The sequence below is a fragment of the Pseudomonas sp. B14(2017) genome (genome assembly GCF_002113255.1).
Taxonomy (GTDB): domain Bacteria; phylum Pseudomonadota; class Gammaproteobacteria; order Pseudomonadales; family Pseudomonadaceae; genus Aquipseudomonas; species Aquipseudomonas putida_Z.
The window spans coordinates 26,059-49,911 of sequence record NZ_NEJY01000009.1 but is presented as its reverse complement, the minus strand read 5'-3'; the positions used below and the strand labels follow the sequence as shown (position 1 = coordinate 49,911).

23 protein-coding genes are annotated in these 23,853 nt (G+C 64.2%); 15 read left to right on the top strand and 8 right to left on the bottom strand.

Annotated features, from left to right (window positions below; genetic code table 11):
• Positions 1 to 121: 121 nt before the first annotated feature.
• The 3 genes from CAG34_RS10990 (at position 122) to CAG34_RS10985 (ending at position 3,973) form a co-directional block, all read left to right on the top strand.
• Positions 122 to 1,411 carry a M18 family aminopeptidase gene (locus tag CAG34_RS10990; RefSeq protein ID WP_025338066.1) on the top strand — a complete coding sequence of 430 codons (1,290 nt, stop codon included), beginning with the start codon at positions 122 to 124 and terminating at the stop codon, positions 1,409 to 1,411.
• A gap of 196 nt (positions 1,412 to 1,607) precedes the next feature.
• The gene (locus CAG34_RS28980; protein WP_170929313.1) at positions 1,608 to 1,775 is read left to right on the top strand and encodes a hypothetical protein; all 168 of its coding nucleotides are present in this window, start codon (positions 1,608 to 1,610) and stop codon (positions 1,773 to 1,775) included.
• A 44-nt stretch (positions 1,776 to 1,819) separates the two neighbouring features.
• On the top strand, positions 1,820 to 3,973 hold the full coding sequence (locus CAG34_RS10985) for a mechanosensitive ion channel family protein (RefSeq protein WP_085590151.1): 2,154 nt from the start codon (positions 1,820 to 1,822) through the stop codon (positions 3,971 to 3,973).
• 118 nt (positions 3,974 to 4,091) lie between these two features.
• On the opposite strand, the gene phnR is transcribed toward CAG34_RS10985, so the two are convergent.
• Complete coding sequence (gene phnR / locus CAG34_RS10980) at positions 4,092 to 4,805, bottom strand: phosphonate utilization transcriptional regulator PhnR (RefSeq protein ID WP_025338064.1); 714 nt, start codon at positions 4,803 to 4,805, stop codon at positions 4,092 to 4,094.
• A gap of 316 nt (positions 4,806 to 5,121) precedes the next feature.
• Here phnR and CAG34_RS10975 point away from each other — a divergent pair, with 316 nt between their 5' ends.
• From CAG34_RS10975 to CAG34_RS10950, 6 genes are all read left to right on the top strand, one after another.
• A complete protein-coding gene (locus CAG34_RS10975) occupies positions 5,122 to 6,186 on the top strand; it encodes an ABC transporter substrate-binding protein (protein WP_085589957.1) in 1,065 nt (354 codons plus the stop codon).
• Positions 6,187 to 6,332: 146 nt separating this feature from the next.
• On the top strand, positions 6,333 to 7,139 hold the full coding sequence (locus CAG34_RS10970) for an alkaline phosphatase family protein (protein ID WP_085589955.1): 807 nt from the start codon (positions 6,333 to 6,335) through the stop codon (positions 7,137 to 7,139).
• A complete protein-coding gene (locus CAG34_RS10965) occupies positions 7,136 to 7,987 on the top strand; it encodes an ABC transporter permease subunit (protein WP_046616725.1) in 852 nt (283 codons plus the stop codon). The genes CAG34_RS10970 and CAG34_RS10965 overlap by 4 nt, the downstream gene beginning before the upstream one ends.
• Positions 7,977 to 8,771: an ABC transporter permease gene (locus CAG34_RS10960; RefSeq protein ID WP_013971414.1), complete on the top strand. Its 795-nt coding sequence runs from the start codon at positions 7,977 to 7,979 to the stop codon at positions 8,769 to 8,771. Before CAG34_RS10965 ends, CAG34_RS10960 begins: the two co-directional genes overlap by 11 nt.
• Position 8,772: 1 nt before the next feature.
• Entirely contained in the window at positions 8,773 to 9,762 is a 990-nt protein-coding gene (locus tag CAG34_RS10955) for an ABC transporter ATP-binding protein (RefSeq protein WP_025338060.1), read from the top strand.
• 14 nt (positions 9,763 to 9,776) lie between these two features.
• Positions 9,777 to 10,430: an HAD family phosphatase gene (locus CAG34_RS10950; RefSeq protein ID WP_085589953.1), complete on the top strand. Its 654-nt coding sequence runs from the start codon at positions 9,777 to 9,779 to the stop codon at positions 10,428 to 10,430.
• Between the two features lie 113 nt (positions 10,431 to 10,543).
• Here CAG34_RS10950 and CAG34_RS10945 read toward each other — a convergent pair whose 3' ends face one another.
• A complete protein-coding gene (locus tag CAG34_RS10945) occupies positions 10,544 to 11,506 on the bottom strand; it encodes an NAD(P)H-quinone oxidoreductase (protein WP_085589951.1) in 963 nt (320 codons plus the stop codon).
• Positions 11,507 to 11,649: 143 nt separating this feature from the next.
• Between CAG34_RS10945 and CAG34_RS10940 the strand changes: the two genes are divergently transcribed.
• Complete coding sequence (locus tag CAG34_RS10940; protein WP_025338057.1) at positions 11,650 to 13,731, top strand: carboxy terminal-processing peptidase; 2,082 nt, start codon at positions 11,650 to 11,652, stop codon at positions 13,729 to 13,731.
• A gap of 118 nt (positions 13,732 to 13,849) precedes the next feature.
• Positions 13,850 to 14,818, top strand: coding sequence for an EAL domain-containing protein (locus CAG34_RS10935; protein ID WP_085589918.1), 969 nt, complete (start codon positions 13,850 to 13,852; stop codon positions 14,816 to 14,818).
• Between the two features lie 60 nt (positions 14,819 to 14,878).
• Here the strand turns inward: CAG34_RS10935 and CAG34_RS10930 are convergent, their stop codons facing one another.
• From CAG34_RS10930 to CAG34_RS10905, 6 genes are all read right to left on the bottom strand, one after another.
• Positions 14,879 to 15,247, bottom strand: a complete 369-nt coding sequence (locus CAG34_RS10930; protein WP_013971408.1) for a hypothetical protein — start codon at positions 15,245 to 15,247, stop codon at positions 14,879 to 14,881.
• Entirely contained in the window at positions 15,244 to 15,582 is a 339-nt protein-coding gene (locus CAG34_RS10925; protein ID WP_039614580.1) for a helix-turn-helix transcriptional regulator, read from the bottom strand. Before CAG34_RS10925 ends, CAG34_RS10930 begins: the two co-directional genes overlap by 4 nt.
• A 111-nt stretch (positions 15,583 to 15,693) precedes the next feature.
• Positions 15,694 to 16,134, bottom strand: coding sequence for a YkvA family protein (locus CAG34_RS10920; protein WP_015269270.1), 441 nt, complete (start codon positions 16,132 to 16,134; stop codon positions 15,694 to 15,696).
• Positions 16,135 to 16,427: 293 nt separating this feature from the next.
• The gene (locus tag CAG34_RS10915; RefSeq protein WP_003257347.1) at positions 16,428 to 17,192 is read right to left on the bottom strand and encodes an FKBP-type peptidyl-prolyl cis-trans isomerase; all 765 of its coding nucleotides are present in this window, start codon (positions 17,190 to 17,192) and stop codon (positions 16,428 to 16,430) included.
• Between the two features lie 334 nt (positions 17,193 to 17,526).
• On the bottom strand, positions 17,527 to 18,459 hold the full coding sequence (gene pcaQ / locus CAG34_RS10910) for a pca operon transcription factor PcaQ (RefSeq protein WP_039614581.1): 933 nt from the start codon (positions 18,457 to 18,459) through the stop codon (positions 17,527 to 17,529).
• A gap of 10 nt (positions 18,460 to 18,469) precedes the next feature.
• Entirely contained in the window at positions 18,470 to 19,399 is a 930-nt protein-coding gene (locus CAG34_RS10905; RefSeq protein WP_085589916.1) for an AraC family transcriptional regulator, read from the bottom strand.
• Positions 19,400 to 19,815: 416 nt separating this feature from the next.
• On the opposite strand from CAG34_RS10905, the gene CAG34_RS10900 reads away from it, so the two are divergent.
• The 4 genes from CAG34_RS10900 (at position 19,816) to CAG34_RS10885 (ending at position 23,749) form a co-directional block, all read left to right on the top strand.
• The gene (locus CAG34_RS10900; RefSeq protein ID WP_085589914.1) at positions 19,816 to 21,156 is read left to right on the top strand and encodes an MFS transporter; all 1,341 of its coding nucleotides are present in this window, start codon (positions 19,816 to 19,818) and stop codon (positions 21,154 to 21,156) included.
• A 131-nt stretch (positions 21,157 to 21,287) separates the two neighbouring features.
• Positions 21,288 to 21,998 (top strand): fumarylacetoacetate hydrolase family protein, encoded by a 711-nt coding sequence (locus CAG34_RS10895; RefSeq protein WP_085589912.1) that lies wholly within the window; start codon positions 21,288 to 21,290, stop codon positions 21,996 to 21,998.
• Between the two features lie 17 nt (positions 21,999 to 22,015).
• A complete protein-coding gene (locus CAG34_RS10890; RefSeq protein ID WP_085589910.1) occupies positions 22,016 to 22,774 on the top strand; it encodes an SDR family oxidoreductase in 759 nt (252 codons plus the stop codon).
• A 24-nt stretch (positions 22,775 to 22,798) separates the two neighbouring features.
• Positions 22,799 to 23,749 carry a 2-hydroxyacid dehydrogenase gene (locus CAG34_RS10885; protein ID WP_085589908.1) on the top strand — a complete coding sequence of 317 codons (951 nt, stop codon included), beginning with the start codon at positions 22,799 to 22,801 and terminating at the stop codon, positions 23,747 to 23,749.
• Positions 23,750 to 23,853 lie beyond the last annotated feature (104 nt).

Here is a 23,853-nt window from a genome sequence, read left to right as displayed (position 1 = left end):
AGGGACCGCACAGCTGTCAGGTTTGTGCGATCCCTGTGGGAGCGGGCGAGCCCGCGAAGAGGCAGACACAATTTGTCGACCTAATACGCTAAACTCGCGCCACTGCTGTCTGGAGTGAGCTATGCGCGACGTACTGAATTCTGGCCTTATCGACTTCCTCAAGGCCTCCCCCACGCCCTTCCACGCCACCGCCAGCCTGGCCCAGCGCCTGGAAGCTGCCGGCTACCAGCGCCTGGACGAACGCGACAGCTGGGCCACAGTGCCTGGCGGCCGCTACTACGTCACCCGCAACGACTCGTCGATCATCGCCATCAAGCTGGGCAAGCAGGCACCGTTGCTGAACGGTATCCGCATGGTCGGCGCCCACACCGACAGCCCGTGCCTGCGGGTCAAGCCGCAGCCCGAGCTGCAGCGCCAGGGCTTCCTGCAGCTGGGCGTCGAAGTGTATGGCGGCGCCCTGCTGGCGCCATGGTTCGACCGCGACCTGTCGCTGGCCGGCCGGGTCACCTACCGCCGTGACGGCAAGGTCGAAAGCCAGCTGATCGACTTCAAGCTGCCGATCGCGGTCATCCCCAACCTGGCAATCCATCTCAACCGCACCGCCAACGAAGGCTGGGCGATCAACCCGCAGAACGAGCTGCCGCCGATCCTGGCCCAGGTGGCGGGTGACGAGCGCATCGACTTCCGCGCCCTGCTCACCGAGCAACTGGCCCGCGAGCACGAACTGATCGCCGATGTGGTGCTGGATTACGAGCTGAGCTTCTACGACACCCAGGACGCCGCACTGGTCGGCCTGAACGGCGACTTCATCGCCGGTGCGCGCCTGGACAACCTGTTGTCGTGCTACGCCGGCCTGCAGGCCCTGCTGGCCGCCGACAGCGACGAAACCTGCGTACTGGTGTGCAACGACCATGAAGAAGTCGGCAGCTGCTCGGCCTGTGGCGCCGACGGGCCGATGCTGGAGCAGACCCTGCAGCGCCTGCTGCCGGATGGCGACGCCTACGTGCGCACCATCCAGCGCTCGCTGATGGTGTCGGCCGACAACGCCCACGGCGTGCACCCCAACTACGCCGACAAGCACGACGGCAACCACGGGCCCAAGCTCAACGCCGGGCCGGTAATCAAGGTGAACAACAACCAGCGCTACGCTACCAACAGCGAAACCGCCGGGTTCTTCCGTCACCTGTGCATGGCCGAGGAAGTGCCGGTGCAGAGCTTCGTGGTACGCAGCGACATGGGCTGTGGCTCGACCATCGGGCCGATCGCGGCCAGCCACCTGGGCGTGCGTACGGTGGATATCGGCTTGCCGACCTTTGCCATGCATTCGATTCGCGAGCTGTGCGGCAGCCATGACCTGGCGCACCTGGTGAAGGTGCTGAGCGCCTTCTACCGTTGCCGCGAGTTGCCTTGATGCTTTGATGTAGCCAGGACCGGCCTCTTCGCGGGCTCGCCCGCTCCCACAGGATCATCACAGCATTCAAGGCCTGTGCAGTACCTGCGGGAGCGGGCATGCCCGCGAAGAGGCCGGGCCTGCTCAAGGTCAATCCCGCTTCGCCCGCTACCCGCTATGCTTGTTACATGGCCCCACTGCAAAAGGATTGCTGTCCATGTCCCCGTTCCTGTCCCTGTTCGTGCCGGTGTTTCTGTTCCTGATGTTGCTGACCATCGGTTTCAGTCTGCGCGAGCGCAACATCGGCGTACTGATGATGTGGATCGGTACCTTGGGCATCTTCGGCCTCACCTGCTGGAAGATCCTCGAGAAACTGCCGTCATAAACCTCTACACTCGGCCAATCGTTTGACCTGAGGTAGTTTTGCCAGTGCCTGCCCTCCTGCGTTGCCTGTTCCTGCTGCTGTTCCTGTTTGTCACCCCGTTACAGGCTGCGGGCCTGCCAGGCCTGCTGGGTGGCAGCGCGCCCGCGCAGCCAGAGGCCAGCGAACCGCTGGGCAAGTCGCTGGACGAGGTGATCAAGAACCTGGAAAACGACCAGCAGCGGGCCAAGCTGCTGGCCGACCTGAAAAAGCTGCGCGACGCCACCAGGCAATCGCAACCCACCGTCGAACAGGGCGTGCTCGGCCTGATCGGCGGCGCCCTGCATGACTTCGAAAAGCAGTTCAGCGGCGATGCCAGCCCGTTCCATCGCTGGGCCGCGGAAATCGAACAGGCCCAGGCCGAACTGACCGAGTTGATGGTGCCGGTGCACCAGTGGCCGGCCATCCTGTTCGGCTTTGCCGCCGTCATTGCCGTCTGGAGCGTGCTGGCCTACGCCTTCAACTGGGTCGGGCATCGGGTACGCCTGCGTTTTGGCCTGAGCGAGGAACTGCCACAGCACCCGCGCACCTGGGACCTTGTGCGCTTTGCCCTGCGCAAGCTTGGCCCGTGGCTGGTTGCGCTGTTGTTCACCGTGTACCTGAGCTTCGTGCTGCCGCCGTCGCTGGGCAAGTCGCTGGCCATGGTGCTGGCCTACGCACTGGTGGTCGGCACCTGCTTCTCGGCCATCTGCGTGATCGCCTTCTCGCTGCTCGACGGCCCCCACCGCCACCGCGCCCTGCACATCCTGCGCCACCAGGCGTTCCGCCCGCTATGGCTGATCGGCAGCTTCGCCGCGTTTGGCGAAGCGATGAGCGACCCGCGCCTGATGGTCGCCCTCGGCACCCACCTGGCCCACGCCCTGGCCACCCTGGCCAACGTGATTGCGGCGCTGTGCACCGGGCTGTTCATCCTGCGCTTCCGCCGCCCGATCGCCCACCTGATTCGCAACCAGCCGCTGTCACGGCGCCTGACCCGGCGCACCCTCAGCGACACCATCGAGATCCTCGGCAGCTTCTGGTTCGTGCCGGCACTGATCCTGGTGGCGATTTCGCTGTTCGCTACCTTTATCTCGGCCGGCGACACCAGCACCGCCCTGCGCCAGTCGCTGATGTGCACGGTGCTGGTGGTGGTGTGCATGGTGCTCAACGGCCTGGTGCGCCGCCACGCCGCCAACCCCAAGCGCGCCAACAAGCGCCAGGCGGTGTACGCCGAGCGCTTGCGCAACTTCGGTTACCTGCTGGTGCACCTGTTCATCTGGCTGGTGTTCATCGAACTGGGGCTGCGCGTGTGGGGCCTGTCGATGATCAGCTTCGCCGAAGGCGACGGCCACGACATAAGCGTGCGCCTGCTGGGCCTGGCCGGCACGCTGATCGTCGCCTGGCTGGTGTGGATCCTTGCCGACACCGCCGTGCACCACGCCCTGGTGCGCTCGCGCCGAGGCCTGGCCAACGCCCGCGCGCAGACCATGATGCCGTTGATCCGCAACGTGATGTTCGTGGTCATCTTCATCATCGCGGTGATCGTCGCCCTGGCCAACATGGGCATGAACGTCACCCCGCTGCTGGCGGGTGCCGGTGTGATCGGCCTGGCCATCGGCTTTGGTGCGCAGTCACTGGTGGCCGACCTGATCACCGGGCTGTTCATCATCATCGAGGACTCGCTGGCCATCGACGACTACGTCGATGTGGGTGGCCACCTGGGCACGGTGGAGGGGCTGACCATCCGTACCGTGCGCCTGCGTGACATCGACGGCATCGTGCATACCATCCCGTTCAGCGAGATCAAGAGCATCAAGAACTACTCCCGCGAGTTCGGTTACGCGATCTTCCGCGTGGCGATCCCGCACAGCATGAACATCGACCAGGCGATCACGCTGATTCGCGAAGTGGGGCAGAAGCTGCGCAACGACCCGCTGATGCGCCGCAACATCTGGTCGCCGCTGGAGCTGCAGGGGGTGGAGAGCTTCGAGTCGGGGTCGGCGATCTTGCGGGCGCGGTTCAAGACTGCGCCGATCAAGCAGTGGGAGGTTTCGCGGGCGTTCAACCTGGCGTTGAAGCGGCAGCTGGATGAGGCCGGGCTGGATTTGGCCACGCCGCGGTTGTCGGTGCAGGTGGTGACGGCCGGGGGTGGCGGGATGGCGGCAACCGGTTCCGCCAGTTAGGACCCTATCGCCGGCAAGCCAGCTCCCACAGGGATAGCGCATGGCTCGAGGCCGATGCTTTCGGGGTGGGAGCTGGCTTGCCGGCGATGGGCTGCAAAGCAGCCCCAAAAAACCATGGTCAACCCGCCTGGGCGCGGATGCGGATGGCATCATGCCGCCAATACTCCAGGTCACAGTCGATCAGGTGCCCATGCTGGTCACTGTTGACCCGGGTGATATGCAACCCTGGGCTTCCCGCCGACACCTTCAAGGCACTGGCCGCCTCCACCGGCAACGCCGTCGGCAAGATCTCGAAGCACACCTGCCCATACTGGATGCCATACACCCGCCCATAAATCTCGGTCAGCGACTGGGCCAGGTCCTGTTCGAGAATCTCTGGGAAGTACCGGGGGTTGAGGTAGTGCTCGGCATACAGCACTGCCCGCCCATCGATCCGCCGTAACCGGCAGATACGTACCACGCTGGACAACGCCGGCAGCTGCAAGCGCGCACAGATGGCCGCCGAGGCCGGCTGCAGCCGCGCCGACAACAGTTCGGTACTGGGCACCCGCCCCTGGTCGCGGACCATGGCATGGAAGTGGCTGCGCTCGATCAGGTCGTAGGTCAGCCGTTCGGGCGCGACGAACCAGCCGCGACGCTCTTCGCGGTAGATCAGCCCCTGGGCTTCGAGCTGCACCAGCGCCTCACGCAGGGTAATGCGCGTGGTATCGAACACCTCGCTGAGCTTGCGCTCGGCCGGCAGCTTGCCGCCCGGCGCCAGCAGGCCGTGCTCGATCTGCTCCTGCAGAGCGTGACAGATGGCTGTTACCGCACGCGGTGGCATCGACTGCATCAAAGGTTACCTATCTGGACTAGTCCAGCCCCAGAACAGGGCACTTGGAGAATAGTGCAAGCCTAGGCAGGGCTGATGAACATCCTGTGACAAAGGCTTTGGCCAGACACTGCCAGAAACGCGCCAACCCAGCAGAACCGGGCAGCTGCGTGGTCTACGCTGTAGCTTCAGGGCCTTCACCGGCCCTTCCCTACATCAAACTGTCACGCAAGCAGCCTACCTTGGCTCAAGGTTTGCTGACCTAGACCAACGGTCACCAGACAACGGCTTCACTCATAACAACCATCGCTAAAGGCACCCACCCAAGGAGCTTCGGATGAAAAAGTTGTTCATGGCGTCACTGCTCGGTTCGGCCATCGCCCTGTGTACCACGGCCATGGCCGCCGATACCAACCTCAAGGCCCTGGAAGACGCCGCCCGCAAGGAAGGCAACGTCAACAGCGTGGGCATGCCCGATGCCTGGGCCAACTGGAAAGGCACCTGGGAAGATCTGGCCAGCAAGTACGGCCTCAAGCACAGCGACACCGACATGAGCTCGGCCCAGGAAATCGCCAAGTTCGAAGCCGAGAAGGACAACGCCAGCGCCGACATCGGCGACGTGGGTGCCGCCTTCGGCCCGATCGCCGTGAGCAAGGGCGTGAGCCAGGCGTACAAGCCGAGCACCTGGGACCAGGTGCCGACCTGGGCCAAGGACAAGGACGGCCACTGGGCGCTGGCCTATACCGGCACCATCGCTTTCATCATCAACAAGGACCTGGTCAAGGAAGGCGAGCGGCCAACCTCCTGGCATGACCTGGAAAAAGGCAAGTACAAGGTCGCCATCGGTGATGTCGGCACCGCTGCCCAGGCCGCCAACGGCGTGCTGGCTGCGGCGATCGCCTACAAGGGTGACGAGACCAACCTGGCACCGGGCCTGCAGTTGTTCACCAAGCTGGCCCAGCAGAAGCGCCTGTCGCTGGCCAACCCGACCATCCAGACCCTGGAGAAGGGCGAGGTGGAAGTGGGCGTGGTGTGGGACTTCAACGGCCTGAGCTACCGTGAACAGATCGACCCCAAGCGTTTCGAAGTGCTGATCCCGTCGGATGGCTCGGTGATCTCCGGCTATACCACCGTCATCAACAAGTACGCCAAGCACCCGAACGCGGCCAAGCTGACGCGTGAATACATCTTCAGCGACGCCGGGCAGATCAACCTGGCCAAGGGGCATGCGCGGCCGATCCGTGCCGAGCACCTGAAGCTGCCGGACGATGTGCAGGCCAAGCTGCTGCCCAACGAACAGTACAAGGCCGCGCAGCCGATCAAGAATGCCGAGGCCTGGGAAGCGAGCTCGAAGAAACTGCCGCAGATGTGGCAGGAGCAGGTGATCATCGAGATGGAGTAAGGGGCTATCTTCTGTAGCGCCTGAACAGGCCTCATCGCCGGCAAGCCAGCTCCCACAGGTACCCCACTGGGTCTGAATCCTGTGGTAGACCTGTGGGAGCTGGCTTGCCGGCGATGAAGGCAACGCGGTTTATGACTGGAGCCACCATGCAACACAACGTCATCCTGGTCCTGCTCGACGGCCTCAACTACCAGGTCGCCCATCACGCCATGGGCCACCTGCACGCCTACGTCGAGGCCGACCGTGCCGCGCTGTACCGCGTGGAATGCGAACTGCCGTCGCTGTCGCGGCCGCTGTACGAGTGCATCCTCACCGGTGTGCCGCCGATCGACAGCGGCATCGTGCACAACAACGTCAACCGCCTGTCCAACCAGCGCAGCGTGTTCCACTACGCCCGCGAGGCCAACCTGGGCACTGCGGCGGCGGCCTATCACTGGATGAGCGAGCTGTACAACCGCTCGCCCTTCGACCCGCAGCGCGACCGCCATACCCACGCACCGAAACTGCCGATCCAGCACGGGCTGTTCTACTGGGACGACCGTTACCCCGATTCGCACCTGCTGGCCGATGCCGAATACCTGCGCCGCCGCCACGCCCCCAACTTCCTGCTGGTGCACCCGATGAGCATCGACGATGTCGGCCACCACCACGGCCTGGACAGCAGCCAGTACCGCAACGCCGCGCGCAGCGCCGACATCCTGCTGGCCGACTACTTGCCAGGCTGGCTCGAAGAGGGCTACCAGGTACTGGTCACCGCCGACCACGGCATGAACAACGACCGCTCGCACAATGGCCTGCTGACCGAGGAGCGCGAAGTGCCACTGTTCGTCTTCGGCGATGCCTTCAGCCTCGACCCTGCGGCCAAACCGCTGCAGACCGAACTGTGCGGGACCATCTGCGAGCTGCTCGGCGCACCGCATGACAAGAGTGTCTGTCGGGAGTTGCTGAAGTGACCACACCCAAGAGCAGCAGCGCCCGTGGCCGCTACCTGGCCCTGCTCTGCCTGCTACCGTTCGCCGTGTTCTTCGTCATCTTCCAGATCGCCCCGCTGGCCTGGGTGGCGATCAACAGCCTGCAATCGGAAGCAGGTTGGGGCGTGGACAACTTCAGCAAGGTATTCGCCTCGAAGTTCTACCTGCAGGCCCTGCAACGCAGCCTGGAGATCAGCTTCTGGTCGAGCCTGTTCGGCATCGTCATCGCCACCCTCGGCGCCTATTCGCTGCGCCAGGTGGACTCGAAGCTGCGCGACTTCGTCAGCGCCTTCGCCAACATGACCAGCAACTTCGCCGGGGTGCCGCTGGCCTTCGCCTTCATCATCCTGCTCGGTTTCAACGGCGCGCTGACCCTGCTGCTGAAGCAGGTCGGCCTGCTGGAGGACTTCAGCATCTATTCCAAGAGCGGGCTGATCCTGGTGTACACCTACTTCCAGATCCCGCTTGGCGTGTTGCTGCTGTACCCCGCGTTCGACGCCCTGCGTGAAGACTGGCGCGAGTCGGCCGCGCTGCTGGGCGCCAACCACTGGCAATTCTGGCGGCACATCGGCCTGCCGGTGCTGACCCCGGCACTGCTGGGCACCTTCGTCATCCTGTTGGCCAACGCGCTCGGTGCCTATGCCACCGTGTACGCGCTGACCACCGGCAACTTCAACGTACTGCCGATCCGCATCGCCGGCCTGGTGGCCGGTGACATCAGCCTCGATCCCAACCTGGCCAGCGCCCTGGCGATGGTCCTGGTGGGGCTGATGACGCTGGTCACGGTGGTGCATCAATGGCTGCTGAAAAGGAGCTACCATGCGCGCTGACGCCCGTTCCGGCGGCTGGTACCACCGCGCCGTGGTCTACCTGCTGTTCCTCATCCTGCTGCTGCCGCTGGCCGGCACCCTGCTCTACTCGCTGGCCACCAGCTGGTCGGCCAGCCTGCTGCCCAGCGGCTTGACCTTCAAGTGGTACATCGCGCTGTGGAGCGAGCCGCGCTTCCTGGCTGCCTTCGGCCAGTCGCTGCTGGTGTGCGTGGGCGCGCTGCTGCTGTCGGTGGTGCTGATCCTGCCGCTGCTGTTCGTGGTCCACTACCACTTCCCCAGGCTCGACGCACTGATGAACATCCTCATCCTGCTGCCGTTCGCGGTGCCGCCGGTGGTGTCGTCGGTGGGGCTGCTGCAGCTGTATGGCAGTGGGCCCATGGCCATGGTCGGCACGCCGTGGATCCTGATCGGCTGTTACTTCACCATTGCCCTGCCGTTCATGTATCGGGCCATCACCAACAACCTGCAGGCGATCAACCTGCGCGACCTGATGGACGCCGCCCAGCTGCTGGGCGCCAGCACCTGGCAGGCGGCGCTGCTGGTGGTGCTGCCGAACCTGCGCAAGGGCCTGATGGTGGCACTGCTGCTGTCGTTCTCGTTCCTGTTTGGCGAGTTCGTGTTCGCCAACCTGCTGGTCGGCACCCGCTACGAGACGCTGCAGGTTTACCTGAACAACATGCGCAACAGCAGCGGCCACTTCAACAGCGCGTTGGTGATCTCGTACTTCGCCTTCGTGCTGGTACTGACCTGGGTCGCCAACCGCCTGAACAAGGACAAGACCTGACATGAGCTTCGTCAGCGTACAGAAACTGCAAAAAAGCTACGCCGGCAGCCCGGTGTTCGAGAACATCGACTGCCGTATCGAGCGCGGCGAGTTCGTTACCCTGCTTGGCCCGTCCGGTTGCGGCAAGTCCACGCTGCTGCGCTGCATCGCCGGGCTCACCCCGGTGGACAGCGGGCAGATCCTGCTCGACGGCCATGACATCGTGCCGCTGAGCCCGCAAAAGCGCGGTATCGGCATGGTGTTCCAGAGCTATGCGCTGTTCCCCAACATGACCGTGGAGCAGAACGTCGCCTTCGGCCTGCGCATGCAGAAGGTCAAGGCAGAAGAAAGCCAAGCCCGGGTACGCGAGGCGCTGGAGCTGGTGGAGCTGGGCAACTTCGCCGGGCGCTACCCGCACCAGTTGTCCGGCGGCCAGTGCCAGCGCGTGGCCCTGGCCCGTTCGCTGGTCACCCGCCCGCGCCTGCTGCTGCTCGACGAGCCGCTGTCGGCGCTGGATGCGCGCATCCGCAAGCACCTGCGCGAGCAGATCCGCGCCATCCAGCGCGAGCTGGGGCTGACCACCATCTTCGTCACCCACGACCAGGAAGAGGCGCTGACCATGTCCGACCGCATCTTCCTGATGAACCAGGGCCGCATCGTCCAGAGCGGCGATGCCGAAACCCTCTACACCGCGCCGGTGGACCTGTTTGCCGCCGGCTTCATCGGCAACTACAACCTGCTCGACGCCGACAGCGCCAGCCGCCTGCTGCAGCGCCCGGTGGCCAGCCGCCTGGCGATCCGCCCCGAGTCGATCACCCTGGGCATCAACGGCGAACTGGACGCCGAAGTGCGCAGCCACAGCCTGCTGGGCAACGTGATCCGCTACCGGGTGCGGGTACGCGAGGTGGAACTGGTGGTCGACGTGCTCAACCGCTCACCGTCCGACCTGCACGCGGACGGGCAACGGGTAAGCTTGTCGATCGACCCCACGGCGCTACGGGAAGTGGCCTAAGGAGAATCAACACCATGGCACTGGCAATTTTCGATCTGGACGAAACCCTGATCCACGGCGACTGCGCGTCGCTGTGGAGCGAGCAGATGGCCCGGCTGGGCTGGGTCGACGGCAAGGACTTCCTGCGCCGCGACCATGAGTTGATGGAAGCCTACGGCAAAGGCCACCTGCGGATGGAGGAGTACATGGCCTTCAGCCTGGAGCCGATTGCCGGGCGCACCCTGGAAGAGGTCGAGCACCTGGTGGCGCCGTGGGTCGAAGAGGTGATCGAGCCGATCATCTACGGCGACGCCTGCCGCTGCATTGCCGAGCACCGCAAGCGTGGGGATCGCATCCTGATCATTTCGGCGTCGGGTACGCATCTGGTCGGGCCGATTGCGGCGCGGCTTGGGGTGGACGAATACCTGGCGATCGAACTGGAGGCGGTGAACGGGGTTTATACCGGCAAGACCCATGGGGTGCTGACCTATCGCGAAGGGAAGATCACGCGGTTGCTGGAGTGGCTGGACCAGGAGCAGGAGAACCTGGAGGGGGCGAGTTTCTATTCCGACTCGCGGAACGATTTGCCGCTGTTGTTGAAGGTGGATCATCCGCATGTGGTGAACCCGGATGCGGTGTTGCGGGAGCATGCCGAGATCAATGGCTGGCCGGTTCTGAGCTGGAGCTGAAGATTTGTGTGGGCCTCTTCGCGGGCACGCCCGCTCCCACAGGAGTCACCACAAACTTGAATATTGTGGAGTCCCTGTGGGAGCGGGCGTGCCCGCGAAAGGGCCAGGCCTGCTTACACCAGACTAGGGTCGATCACCATCACCAGCTTGCCCGACACCTGGTTGGTCTCCAGCTCGGCATACGCCGCCTGGGCAAACTCCACCGGGTAGGTATCCACAAGCTGCGGCGACAGGCGCCCTTCGGCAAACAGCGGCCAAACCTGCTGCTGCAAATCGCGCAGCAACTCGGCCTTGAAGCCGTCGTCGCGGTTGCGCAGCGTGGAGCCGGTAATCTCCAGGCGCTTGCCCAGTACCTGTGCCAGGTCCAGCTCGAACTTGCGCCCGCCCATCAGGCCGATGATCACCCAGCGCCCGTCACGTGCCAGCAGCTTGAGGTTGAGCTCGCCGTAGCTGGCGCCCACCGGGTCGAGAATCACATCGAACGGGCCGAAACCTTCCAGCGCATCCAGGTTCTCGTTGCGTACCACACCGCCGGCGGCGCCCAGCGCCTCGCAGTAGGCCAGGCGGTCCTGCGAACCGACGCTGACCCACACCGGGCTGCCGAATGCCTTGCACAGCTGGATGGCGGCCGAGCCAACGCCGCTGGCGCCAGCGTGCACCAGCACTTTCTCGCCAGCTTTAACGCCACCCAGCTGGAAGATGTTCAGCCAGGCAGTGGCATACACCTCCGGCAACGCCGCCGCCTCGTGCAGGCTCAGGCCTTCGGGCACCGGCAGCACGTGGCGGGCATCCACCACCACTTCCTCGGCCATGGCGCCGCTGGCCAGCAGCGCGCACACCCGGTCACCCACCCGCCAGTCGGCACCGGCACCCACTTCCTCGATCACCCCGGCGCACTCCAGGCCCATGTAGGGGCTGGCGCCTGGCGGTGGTGGATACAAACCTTTCATCTGCAGCAGATCGGCGCGGTTCAGCCCCGCTGCGGCCACGCGAATACGCACCTGGCCAGCGTCACAGGTCGGGCGCTGCGCCTCGACCCAAGCCACATGTCCGTCAACGCCTTGCAATGCCTTCACAGTGCCTCCATAGTTGAATCATATGACCGAGCCTGGGTGAGCATGTCCCAGGCTTTTTGCAGTATGCGCCCGGCTCCCATGGAACCGGCGAACGGAAAAGACGGCCTACTATGCGTGATCAATTGCCTCCACGTCGAATCAGCATGAAGCATTTCCTCCCAAGCACCGCCCTGGCCCTGATGATCGGCCTGGGCAGCCTCACGCTCGGCGGCAATGCGGCGGCCGCCAACAAGTGGGACAGCCTGCAGCCGGACCGCGACGAGATCGTCGCCAGCCTCAACGTGGTGGAATTGCTCAAGCGCCACCACTACAGCAAGCCGCCACTGGACGACGCCCGTTCGGCCATCATCTATGACAGCTACATCAAGCTGCTGGACCCGGCGCGCAGCTACTTCACCGCCGCCGACATCGCCGAATTCGACAAATGGAAAACGCAATTCGACGATTTCCTCAAGAGCGGTAACCTGGACCCGGGCTTCACCATCTACAAACGCTACCTGGACCGCGTCAAGCAACGCCTGGACTTCGCCCTGGCCGAGCTGAACAAGGGCGTGGACAAGATCGACTTCAACGCCAAGGAAACCTTGCTGATCGACCGCAAGGACGCCCCGTGGATGAAGGACCAGGCCGAGCTCGACGACCTGTGGCGCAAACGCGTCAAGGACGAAGTGCTGCGCCAGAAGATCGCCGGCAAGGAACCCAAGCAAATCCAGGAAACCCTGACCAAGCGCTACAAGAACCAGCTGTCGCGCCTGGACCAGACCCGTGCCGAGGACATCTTCCAGGCCTACATCAACACCTTCGCCCAGTCCTACGACCCGCACACCAACTACCTGTCGCCGGACAACGCGGAAAACTTCGACATCAACATGAGCCTGTCGCTGGAAGGCATCGGCGCAGTGCTGCAAAGCGACAACGACCAGGTCAAGATCGTGCGCCTGGTGCCGGCTGGCCCGGCGGCCAAAACCAAGCAGGTGGCACCGGCCGACAAGATCATCGGCGTGGCCCAGGGCAACAAGGAAATGGTCGACGTGGTCGGCTGGCGCCTGGACGAAGTGGTCAAGCTGATCCGCGGCCCGAAAGGCTCGGTGGTGCGCCTGGAGATCATACCGGCCAGCAACGCGCCTAGCGACCAGACCAGCAAGATCGTGTCGATCACCCGCGAGGCGGTGAAGCTCGAAGAGCAGGCAGCGAAGAAGTCGGTGCTCAAGCTCAAGCAGGACGGGCGTGACTACAAGCTGGGCATCATCGAGATCCCGGCCTTCTACCTCGACTTCAAGGCCTACCGCGCCGGTGACCCGGAGTACAAGAGCACCACGCGGGACGTGAAGAAGCTGCTCACCGAACTGCAGAAAGAAAAAGTCGACGGCGTGGTCATCGACCTGCGCAACAACGGCGGCGGCTCGCTGCAGGAAGCCACCGAGCTGACCAGCCTGTTCATCGAGAAAGGCCCGACCGTGCTGGTGCGCAACAGCGACGGCCGTGTCGACGTGCTGGAAGACGAAAACCCCGGTGCCTTCTACAAGGGCCCGCTGGCGCTGCTGGTCAACCGCCTGTCGGCCTCGGCTTCGGAGATCTTCGCCGGTGCCATGCAGGACTACCACCGTGCGCTGATCATCGGTGGCCAGACCTTCGGCAAAGGCACCGTGCAGACCATCCAGCCACTCAACCATGGCGAGCTGAAGCTAACCCTGGCCAAGTTCTACCGGGTTTCCGGGCAGAGCACCCAACACCAGGGCGTGCTGCCGGACATCGACTACCCGTCGATCATCGACACCAAGGAAATCGGCGAGAGCGCCCTGCCCGAGGCTATGCCATGGGACACCATTCGCCCGGTGGTCAAGCCGGCGGCCGACCCGTTCAAGCCGTTCCTGGCCCAACTCAAGGCGCAGCATGAAGCGCGCAGCGACAAGGACGCGGAGTTCACCTACATCCGCGACCGCCTGGCCCTGACCCAGAAGCTGATGAACGAGAAGACCGTCAGCCTCAACGAGCAGGACCGCCGTGCACGCCACGACGAAATCGAGGCCAAGCAGCTGGCGCTGGAAAACATCCGCCGCAAGGCCAAGGGTGAAGAGCCGCTGAAGGAGCTGAAGAAAGAGGATGAGGACGCGCTGCCGACCGAGGATGAGAACACCAAGCCGGAAGACGATGCCTACCTGTCGGAAACCGGTCGCATCCTGATCGACTACCTGAGTGCGAGCACCAAGGTGGCCAAGAAGTAAGGCACTGCGGCAATGATGGCAAATTAGTTTCACTTGTCATCAAACAGTCATCGCGCTGTCGTGAAATAGAGGGGCCGGGCGTGGAAACGCCCGGCCCTTTCATTTTCAGGAATACGTCATGACCGTCGCCGAACAGCTCAGTGCCTTGAGTGCCATCCTGGCTCAACGCAGCATCCACAGTCTGTTCCAGCCGATCATGTGCCTGAGCGAGCAACGGGTTTTCGGCCATGAAGCATTGAGCCGAGGGCCCTCCAACAGCCCGCTGCACGCACCGCTGAACCTGTTTACCATCGCCCGCCAGGCCGGCCGCCTGACCGAGCTGGAGGCTGCCTGCCGGGAAAGCGCCTGCCGGCGTTTCAGCGAACAGCAGCTGCAGGGCAAGCTGTTTCTCAACATCTCGCCGGAATCGCTGCTGGAGCCGCACTACCCCTCCGGGCAGACCCTGAAACTGCTCGAACAGGTCGGCCTGCCGCCCAGCCGGGTGGTGATCGAATTGACCGAACACACCCCGACCGACGACTTCCAGCTGCTGTCCAATGCCCTGCACCACTACCGGGACATGGGCTTCTCGATTGCCATCGACGATCTGGGGGCGGGTTATTCGAGCCTGCGCCTGTGGTCGGAGCTGCGCCCCGAATACGTGAAGATCGACCGACATTTCATCGACGGCATCCACCGCGACCCGCTCAAGCGTGAGTTCGTAGGTTCGATTTTGCAGATTGCTCGGGCGTCGAAGGCGCAGGTGATTGCCGAAGGCATCGAGCTGGCGGAAGAGCTGGCGGTGCTGGTGGAGATGGGCGTGGACCTGGTGCAGGGCTACCTGCTGGGGCGGCCGCAGGAGCTGGGAGCGCGCGAAAGCAGGCCGCTACCGGCGCTGATGAGCGTTCCGCAGGCCGAACAGCCGACGGTGCGGCTCAATGCGACGATTGGGCAGTTGCTGGAGCTGTTTGGCCGGCACCGGCACCTGGAGGTATTGGAGGTGGTAGATGCCGATGGCAGGGCTTGTGGATTGATCCACAGGGATGCGCTGCCTGTTATGGCCTCTTCGCGGGCATGCCCGCTCCCACAGGTTCATCACGGATCTTGAGCCTTGTGCTGTACCTGTGGGAGCGGGCGTGCCCGCGAAGAGGCCGGAACAGGTAACGCTTCAGGCCGTTTCGGGGTAGCTGTACTCGAACACCCTGACCACCTCGGAGGCATGCCATGAGGCCGCTTCCATGCCGTCGACCGGCCCGGAAAATCGGCCCAACCGTTCAACGCATTCAAAGAAGCCGGTACGCGGCAAACGGCTGGCACCCTGGCTGATCACCAGCGAGCTGCGCAATGGCTGCTCGGCGCGGGCATCCAGCACCGCCAGGTACTCAAGCGCGGCTGTCAGCGTCTGCATGGCCGGGCTGGGCAACTGCAAGCGCTCGATCAGCGCTCGATACGTCAGCAAGTGACGTTGACGACGGGCCAGGTCAAGCTCGCCCAGCAGGTTATCCCAGTGCTGACGGCTGATCCTGACCTGGCTCATGATGGCTCGCTCCAGCCAGCCACCCCCAGATGCCAGGCCAGGGCTCGGCGGATGGCAGCATCCGGCTGGCGTTCGCCCGATTCGATCATGGCCAGGTAAGCCGGGCTTACCCCGACATTGCGCGCCAGTTGCTCAGGGGCAATGCCCTTGGCCTGGCGAATCTGTGCCACTTCGCTGAAGGCCGGCAATGGCGCACTGGCTGCATCGCCCTGTGCTTCACTGGCAACCACCTCGGCGGGTGCCTGCCCTGCGGCCTTGAGCAGTGCCTGGTACTGTTCCCAGGGAACGACGGCGTACTCGGGTTGACCGTCCCGGCTGATGACCTGAATACCCATTACAAACCCCTTTAAAAAGGATTACAGCATGTAATCCGTAGGCATAACCCTTATGCCAATTATATTACCAACTCTGGGGTCTGTGCAGTTGCGCTGCGGTTGCGGCCAGTTTCACTGCGTGTTGCGTTCCAACCGCAGCGCTTCGGGGGTGGCCGGCAGGCGCTCGACCACGCGCAGCCGCTCGGGCGCCTGGCTGTCGCGCCAGGCCTTGAAGCGCGCCAGTTCGTCAGCCACGGTCTTAAGCACCCAACCCAGTACCGCGATGTCGTCGAGGAAACCCACGCCCAGCAGCCAGTCGGGGATGGCGTCGATGGGGCTGACGAAATACAGCAGCCCGGCGACGATGGTGACCAGCGCCTTGGGGCTGATGGCGCGGTACTCGCCGCGCCACCAGGCAAGGCACAGCGACTGCAGCAGCTTCACGTCTTCACGCAACTGGCCGATGCGCGGGCCTTTGCGGGCTACCGCAAACAGCAAGGCCGGCAACCGGCCACGGCTGAGCAGGCGCTCGGCCAAGGGCAGGAAACGGGCGAAATTCCAGGGTGCGCTCATGGAGCCTCCAAGAGGAAAAGGTTATCCACATTTATTGTGGATAACCTTGTGAACAGGGCGACGTTTCCGACCCCAGGTGCCTGCCAGGCAAGGGCCCCGGTCAGATCGGGCGTTTTTTACACAGTCGTTTCACACCTTGGGTGCGTACGCCGCAAACGGTTTGCGTCAGAAGCATTCTGCTTCTTCACGCTGCATTTCCTCGGACAGTATCAGCAGTTGCAGGTTCGTCCAACTACCCGGCACAAACGAAAACGCCCCGTCAGGACGGGGCGTTTTGCGTGGGCCAGCCAGTGTTACTTGGCAGGCGCTTCGGCCGGGGCCTCGGCAGGAGCTTCCGCTTCCGGCTCGGCGCCTTGCAGCTGGGCCGGATCCTTGATGGCGATCAGTTCCAGGTCGAATACCAGTACCGAGTTGGCCGGGATCAGCGGGCTTGGGCTCTGCGCACCGTAGGCCAGTTCAGCCGGGATGAACAGCTTGTACTTCTCGCCGACGTGCATCAGCTGCAGGCCTTCGACCCAACCCGGGATCACGCCGCTGACCGGCAGGTCGATCGGGCTGCCGCGCTCGACGGAGCTGTCGAACACCTTGCCATCGATCAGCTTGCCTTCGTAGTGGACGGTGACCACGTCGGTCGCCTTGGGCTGCGGGCCGTCGGCCTTCTTGACCACTTCGTACTGCAGGCCCGAGGCAGTGGTGACCACGCCTGGCTTCTTGGCGTTTTCCTCGAGGAACTTCTTGCCGGCGGAGGCGGCTTCTTCGCTAGCCTTGGCCAGGCGCTCTTCGGCACGCTTCTGCAGCGCGGTGAAGGCCTCTACCAGCTCTTCGTCCTTGATGCGCTGTTCCTTCTTGCCAACGGCGTCTTCGATGCCGAGGGCGACTGCTTTCGAATCAAGGTCTTCCATGCCTTCCTGAGCCAGGCTCTTGCCCATGTTCAGGCCGATACCGTAGGAGGCTTTCTGTGCCGGAGTCTTCAGCTCGGGGCTGCTGGTCTGTTGATCACAGCCAGCCAGTACCAGGCCTACCAGGGCAACCGCAGCCGCCAAACGATGCTGTTTCATGCTATTTCCTTGTTCATGCGCCAAAAGGGCAATCAGGGTAAAGCCGCGAGCTTAGCAGGCGGCCATGACCAATGGCTACCGGCATAGGAGCCGGTTTTGGTAAGGAAGTTCAGTAGTTAAACGCTTATTCATCCAAGGATGTGCAGCCACTGGCCAGTATTGATCGGTTGCGGCGCCTTTGCCCGGTTTTGCGGGGAATTTATTTAGCTGAATGCTGAGAAGCCTGCACTGGCCCTATCGCCGGCAAGCCAGCTCCCACAGGTTGACCACAGGCCCCGAAGCAGGTGCTATCCCTGTGGGAGCTGGCTTGCCGGCGAAAGGGCCAAACCTGCGTTCAGGGGTAGCTGCCCTCTCGGTACTGCCCTGCCACCTCACGCAACACCTCGCATACCCACTGCCCAGGCAGGCTCTGCGGCAAGGCGGCATTGCGACAGATGCCGACCGAGCCGCCTGGCTCGCGCACACCCAGGTCAAGCTCGACCAGCTCGCCCCGGCGCAGGTCGAGCAGCACCGCATCGCGCGGCGCCACCCACACTGCATCGCTGCCCAGAAGGTAGCGCCGGCTCAGCGCCAGCGACAGGGTTTCCAGGCGCTGGGCGGGCATCTGGATGCCGCATTGCACGAACAGGCTATCGGCATGCTGGCGGATGGTGGTGCCGGCTGGCGGCAGCACCAGCGGGTAATGCCCAACCTCTCCCCGCTCTACTGGCTTGCTGGCCAGCAGCGGGTGGCCGGGCCGCACCACCAGGCTCATCGACTCGCTGTACAGGTGCTCGAACGACAGGCCCTGGATCTGCGGGCTGTCGGTCATGCGCCCGACCACCAGTTCCAGTTCGCCCAGGCGCAACTGGCCGAGCAGCTGCGCGCTGACCCCGGTGACCACACTGATCACCAGCGCCTCATGGCGCTGGTGCAGGCGGCACAGCACTTCGGGCATGAGCAGGCCTTCGACCGTGGACAGCACGCCGATGCGCACTTGCGACGGCGCCCGCGCCTCGCCACGCAGGCTGCTGACGCCATCGCGCAGGGCCTGCACGCTGGGCCCGGCATAGCGCATGAAACGCGTACCGGCCGGGGTCAGCTCGACGCCCTGGCGGCTGCGCGCGAACAGGCGCGTTTCCAGCAGGTCTTCGAGTTCCTTGAGGGTCTTGGAGATGGCGGGCTGGCTGATTGCCAGGATGTCGGCAGCCCTGGCCAGGCTGCCCTGCCGGGCAATCTCCAGGAAGCACAGCAGGTGGCGGTACTTGATGCGGGTGTCGAGATTCATGTCGCCAAGCTTACCGCATCGCCACCTGCGGCGTATCCGGGTCGCGTTGCTGGCGGCGGAACTGCCCCGGCGGCAAGCCATGAATCTGCCGAAAGCGCCGGGAAAAGTAGGCTTCATCGGCGAAGCCACAAAGCCGCGCCACCTCACCCACCGGGCGGCTGCCATTGAGCAGGTAGTTGCGCGCAGTATGCATACGCCGCTCCAGCACCAGCTCGCTGAAAGTCTTGCCGATTTCCTTGCGCAACCAATGGGTCAGGTAGGTCGGTGACAGGTAAGTAGCGGCGGCGACTTTCTGCAGGTTCAGGTCAGGGTCATCGATGTGCCGACGCAGGTACTCGCTCATGCGGCCCAGCGCGGCGCGGCGGCTGAGCTGGGCGGCATTGCTGTCGGCCAGTTCGCGCAGCGGCTCGGCGTACAGGCCGCAGACCTGGCCGATCAGTTGCAGCAGCAGGCCCTTGAGCATTTCACGGCTACCGAACCGGCGGTTGGCATCCAGCGTGCGCATGCGTTCGAGGATCTGCCGCACCTCGGCGAAGTCAGCCTCATCGAGGCTGAAGTCGAGGTGCTCCTGGAAACGGAACGGTGACAGTTCCGGCGCCTGCAGGATCGACACCTCTTCCAGGTCCATCGGGTCGCAGGCCAGGTGTGGCAAGAGGAAGGTCTGGGAGAAGTTGATCACCACGAAGTCGCTGTCGTCCGGGTGCGGTATCACGTGCACCCGATGCGGCAGGATGAAGGCCAGGGTGTTGCGCGTGAACGGGCGCTGCACGCTGCCGATGTGCTGCACCGTATCGCCGCCGAAGTTGACCTGGATCTGGAAGTACTCGTGACGGTGCGGCGCGGTCTCGGCGGGACGGCCGCGCTGGTCGCGGATATAGAAATCCATCAGCTCGCTGCGCTGCTGCATGACGTAGGTCGGGACCTCGCGCTTGGGGGGCATTCGGCTTGCTCCATTCAGTGAGTGTGGCGCCGCCTGTTGTGGCCTCTTCGCGAGCGAGCCCGCTCCCAAGGGTCTCCAAAAAACTTGAAGCCTGCGCTGTACCTGTGGGAGCGGGCTTGCCCGCGAAGAAGCAGTGGCAGGCACGACCTAGTTGTACGATGTCTAGATTTAGTGATTTAACCCCTTCTGCAAAAAGCAGCGCAACCGGAAATCCGTGCAGCCCTCAAAAAACGCGACCTTCAGCATGAAAACCGAGCAAAACCCAGCCCGCTGATTTTCTTGGACAGCGCTGCCATACCCCGTCTCCTGTGAAAAAAACGGTCTAAAACGGCCGTTGCATTCACGCTGTTGTACGACCACCTTAGAAAAGGGACTGCAGCCCAACCTCTACCAACAACAACAAACGAGGTCGACTCATGTCGAGCACGCCTACCCCCCGCACCGCGTCGTCATACGCGCTGGACGCGGCCCCTGCCCAGCGCCTGCCCACCCGCCGCCGCTGGTTCATGCTGTCGCTGCTGCTGGTGGCGACCATCATCAATTATGTCGACCGGGTGAACATTTCCATCGCAGCGCCGTTCATGGCCAAGGACCTGGGGCTGGACAAGGTCGAGATGGGGCTGATCTTCTCCGCCTTCGCCTGGACCTACGCCCTGGCCTTGGTGCCTGCCGGTTTCATCGCCGACCGTTTCGGTTCGCGCCTGACCTACGGCGTATCGCTGATCAGCTGGTCTGCGGTCACCGTGGCCCAGGGCCTGGCCAGCGGCTTTGCCTCGCTGTTCGGCCTGCGCCTGGCAGTCGGTGCCATGGAGGCCCCGGCATTTCCGGCCAACAGCCGTGCGGTCACGGTGTGGTTCCCCGCCCGTGAACGCGGCTTGGCCAGCAGCATCTACGTGTGTGGCCAGTACCTGGGCACCGCGCTGTTCACCGGCGCGCTGTTGTGGCTGGCAACCACCTATGACTGGCGCCATGTGTTCTACAGCACCGGCCTGGTCGGCATCCTGTTCGGCGCGGTGTGGCTATGGCTGTACCGCGACCCGCTGAACTGCAAGAAGGTCAGCAAGGAAGAGCTGGCCTACATCGAAGGCGGCGGCGGGCTGGTGAAAAGCAGCCGGGCGCGCACCCGTTTTGCCTGGCGCCAGGTGGCTGAGCTGTTCCGCTATCGCCAGGTCTGGGCCATCTGCCTTGGCAAGTTCGCCAGCACCTCGGCGCTGTATTTCTTCCTCACCTGGTTCCCCACCTACCTGATCGAGGAGCGCCAGTTGACGCTGATCAAGGTCGGCATCTTCGCCGTCATGCCGTTCATTGGTGCCACGGTCGGCATCCTCCTCGCGGGGATCGTCTCCGATCTGCTGATCCGCAAGGGCTACTCGCTGTCGTTCGCCCGCAAACTGCCTCTGGTGGTGGGTTCGATGCTGGGCATGTCGATCGTGCTGGTGAACTTCACCGACTCCAATGTGCTGTGCATTGCCATCCTCACCCTGGCGTTCTTCGCCCAGGGCATCGCCTCGGCGTCGTGGGCGGCGGTGTCGGAAGTAGCGCCCAAGGAGCTGATCGGCCTGACCGGCGGGGTCACCAGCCTGGCGGCGAACATTGGCGGCATCGTCACGCCGATCGTGATTGGCGCGATCGTGCATGCCAGCGGCTCGTTTGCCATGGCGTTCTGGTTCATCGGCGCCGTGGCGTTGATGGGCACCCTCTCTTACTCGCTGCTGCTCGGGAAGCTGTATCGCATCGAGCTGAAGTCCGCAGCTTGAGCGTTGTCTGTCCTTGCCCGCAAAGAAGCCGCTACAGGTTGCTTGGATAGTCCAAGCCATCCCCGTTTTCGTCCAACTTTACCGGCCAGCCGCTGACTTACGCTGACCACTCCAGTACGGAGGATCCACCCATGACCTACCTGTTCAACCCACCGGCCACCGTCAGCCTGCCGATCCGCGGCAGCGCTGCGCGCTTCCCGGTCGGCCGGGTGTTCTGCCTGGGCCGCAACTACCCTTGGCCGGAATCCTACGGAGCGGCACCGCAGGAGCCTGTGTTCTTCATGAAACCGGCGAGCAACGTGGTCCAGGCGCAGGGCGAGCTGCCCTTTCCGCCGCAGACCGATGAGTTCTGCCACGAAATCGAACTGGTAGCCGCCATCGCCAAGGGCGGTGCCAACATTGCCACGGAGCATGCCCTGGCACATGTGTTCGGCTTTGCCGCCGGCCTCGACCTGACCCGCCGCGACCACCAGCGCAAAGCCAAGGCCGAGGGCCTGCCCTGGGAAGGCGCCAAGGTGTTCGAGGCCTCGGCACCGATGACCGCCATCGTTCCCGCCAGCGAATGTGCCTGGCCGCTGGACGCGTCGCTGTGGTTGCAGGTCAATGGCCAGGAGCGCCAGCGTGCGCACCTGCGCCAGCAGACCTGGGCCCTGTCCGAGGTGATCAGCAGGCTGTCCCGCCAACTGCCGCTGCGCCCCGGCGACCTGATCATGACCGGCAGCCCGCCCGGGGTGGCGCCGCTCAACCCGGGCGACACGATCCACGCCGGCATTGATGGCATCGGCGAACTGCAACTGCGCGTCGGCCCCCGCCCTGCCGGACAAGCCGCCAGCGCTGCCTGAATCTACCGGAGCCCCACATGAGCCAAAACAAGAAAATCGCCCTGGTCACCGGCGCTGGCAGCGGCATCGGCCGCGCCGTCGCCCTCGCCCTGCTGGAGGATGGCTTCAGCCTGGTCCTCGCCGGGCGCCGCGCAGAACCGCTGCAAGCAGTGGTCGAACAGGCTCAGGCAGCGGGCGGTGAAGCCCTGGCCGTGCCAACCGACGTGCGCGACGAGCAGAGCGTTGCGCAACTGTTCGCTACCATCGAGGAGGTGCATGGCCGCCTCGATGTGATCTTCAACAATGCCGGGGTCAACGCCCCCGCCGTACCGGTCGACGAGCTGCCGCTGGAGTACTGGCGCAACGTCATCGCCACCAACGTCGACGGCGTGTTTCTGTGCGCCCGCGCCGCCTTCGGCCTGATGCGCCGCCAGCAGCCGCAGGGCGGGCGAATCATCAACAACGGCTCGATCTCGGCGCACACCCCGCGCCCGTTCACCGCCCCCTACACCGCCAGCAAGCACGCGGTGCTGGGCCTGACCAAGGCACTGGCGCTGGATGGTCGGTCGTACAACATCGTCTGCAGCCAGGTGGACATCGGCAACGCCCTGACCGAGCTGTCCGAGCGCATGACCCGTGGAGTGCGCCAGGCCAATGGCGAGACCGCCGCCGAACCGATGCTCGACGTGCGCCATGTGGCCGACGCGGTGCGCTACATCGCCGCGCTGCCGCTGGACGCCAACGTACTGAACATGACCGTGATGGCCAGCAACATGCCGTTCGTAGGCCGTGGCTGACCTTTGTTCCTGATGGAGTGACCGATGAAACCCGAAGTCCTGCAACTGAGCCCGATCCTCATCCCGCAAATCCGCGAGCGCCTGGACCAACTGTTCACTGTGCACCGCTACTACGAACAGACCGACAAGGACGCCTTCGTCAACCAGCATGCCGGCAATATTCGCGGTGTGATCACCGGTGGCCACACCGGCATCAGCCAGGCGCTGATGGCGCGCCTGCCCAACCTTGAAGTGGTCGCGGTCAATGGCGTCGGCACCGACGCAGTGGACCTGGCCTATGCCCGTGATCGCGGCATCCGGGTCACCGCCACCATCGGCGCCCTCACCGAGGACGTCGCCGACCTCGCCATCGGTCTGCTGATCGGCTTGTGCCGTGGCATCTGCACCGGCGACCGTTTCGTACGCGCAGGCCACTGGGCCACCAGCGCCACACCGCTGGCACCGCTGCCACTGGCCCGCCAGGTGACAGGCATGCGGGTGGGCATCGTCGGCATGGGCCGGGTCGGCCGCGCCGTGGCGCAGCGAGCGGCGGCGTTCGGTTGCCCGATTCGCTATACCGACCTGCAGGCGCTGGATGTGCCCTATGGTTTCGAAGCGGATCTCGTACAGTTGGCCCAGGGCAGCGATGCGCTGATCTTGGCAGCCGCAGCCGACAAAGGCGAAGCGCTGGTCAACCGCGAGGTTCTGCGGGCATTGGGGTCGCAGGGGTACCTGATCAACATCGCGCGCGGCAAGCTGGTGGATGAGCCAGCGTTGATCGCGGCGCTGGAGGCCGGCGAGATCGCGGGCGCAGCGCTGGATGTGTTTGCCGATGAACCACGGGCGCCCGAGGCCTTGTTCGAGCGAGAGGATGTGGTGCTGCAACCGCACCGGGCCAGCGCCACGGTGCAGACCCGCACGCGCATGGGCGAGATGGTGGTGGCCAGCCTGGTGGATGTGTTTGCAGGGCGTAAGCCGCTGGGGTTGGTTATCTGACTCAAGATCCTGGGGCTGCTTTGCAGCCCTTTCGCGACCCAAGGCCGCTCCTACAGGGGGACGCAATTTCCTGTAGGAGCGGCCTTGTGTCGCGAAAGGGGCGC

Excerpts from the sequence above, each read along its gene's own strand:
- CAG34_RS10890 (WP_085589910.1), top strand. The coding sequence starts at position 22,016 with ATGAGCCAAAACAAGAAAATCGCCCTGGTCACCGGCGCTGGCAGCGGC.
- CAG34_RS10975 (WP_085589957.1), top strand. The coding sequence starts at position 5,122 with ATGAAAAAGTTGTTCATGGCGTCACTGCTCGGTTCGGCCATCGCCCTG.
- CAG34_RS10950 (WP_085589953.1), top strand. The coding sequence starts at position 9,777 with ATGGCACTGGCAATTTTCGATCTGGACGAAACCCTGATCCACGGCGAC.
- pcaQ (WP_039614581.1), bottom strand. The coding sequence starts at position 18,459 with ATGAATCTCGACACCCGCATCAAGTACCGCCACCTGCTGTGCTTCCTG.
- CAG34_RS10900 (WP_085589914.1), top strand. The coding sequence starts at position 19,816 with ATGTCGAGCACGCCTACCCCCCGCACCGCGTCGTCATACGCGCTGGAC.
- phnR (WP_025338064.1), bottom strand. The coding sequence starts at position 4,805 with ATGCAGTCGATGCCACCGCGTGCGGTAACAGCCATCTGTCACGCTCTG.
- CAG34_RS10905 (WP_085589916.1), bottom strand. The coding sequence starts at position 19,399 with ATGCCCCCCAAGCGCGAGGTCCCGACCTACGTCATGCAGCAGCGCAGC.
- CAG34_RS10920 (WP_015269270.1), bottom strand. The coding sequence starts at position 16,134 with ATGAGCGCACCCTGGAATTTCGCCCGTTTCCTGCCCTTGGCCGAGCGC.
- CAG34_RS10915 (WP_003257347.1), bottom strand. The coding sequence starts at position 17,192 with ATGAAACAGCATCGTTTGGCGGCTGCGGTTGCCCTGGTAGGCCTGGTA.
- CAG34_RS10960 (WP_013971414.1), top strand. The coding sequence starts at position 7,977 with ATGCGCGCTGACGCCCGTTCCGGCGGCTGGTACCACCGCGCCGTGGTC.
- CAG34_RS10895 (WP_085589912.1), top strand. The coding sequence starts at position 21,288 with ATGACCTACCTGTTCAACCCACCGGCCACCGTCAGCCTGCCGATCCGC.
- CAG34_RS28980 (WP_170929313.1), top strand. The coding sequence starts at position 1,608 with ATGTCCCCGTTCCTGTCCCTGTTCGTGCCGGTGTTTCTGTTCCTGATG.
- CAG34_RS10970 (WP_085589955.1), top strand. The coding sequence starts at position 6,333 with ATGCAACACAACGTCATCCTGGTCCTGCTCGACGGCCTCAACTACCAG.
- CAG34_RS10930 (WP_013971408.1), bottom strand. The coding sequence starts at position 15,247 with ATGAGCCAGGTCAGGATCAGCCGTCAGCACTGGGATAACCTGCTGGGC.
- CAG34_RS10935 (WP_085589918.1), top strand. The coding sequence starts at position 13,850 with ATGACCGTCGCCGAACAGCTCAGTGCCTTGAGTGCCATCCTGGCTCAA.
- CAG34_RS10940 (WP_025338057.1), top strand. The coding sequence starts at position 11,650 with ATGAAGCATTTCCTCCCAAGCACCGCCCTGGCCCTGATGATCGGCCTG.
- CAG34_RS10955 (WP_025338060.1), top strand. The coding sequence starts at position 8,773 with ATGAGCTTCGTCAGCGTACAGAAACTGCAAAAAAGCTACGCCGGCAGC.
- CAG34_RS10925 (WP_039614580.1), bottom strand. The coding sequence starts at position 15,582 with ATGGGTATTCAGGTCATCAGCCGGGACGGTCAACCCGAGTACGCCGTC.
- CAG34_RS10885 (WP_085589908.1), top strand. The coding sequence starts at position 22,799 with ATGAAACCCGAAGTCCTGCAACTGAGCCCGATCCTCATCCCGCAAATC.
- CAG34_RS10990 (WP_025338066.1), top strand. The coding sequence starts at position 122 with ATGCGCGACGTACTGAATTCTGGCCTTATCGACTTCCTCAAGGCCTCC.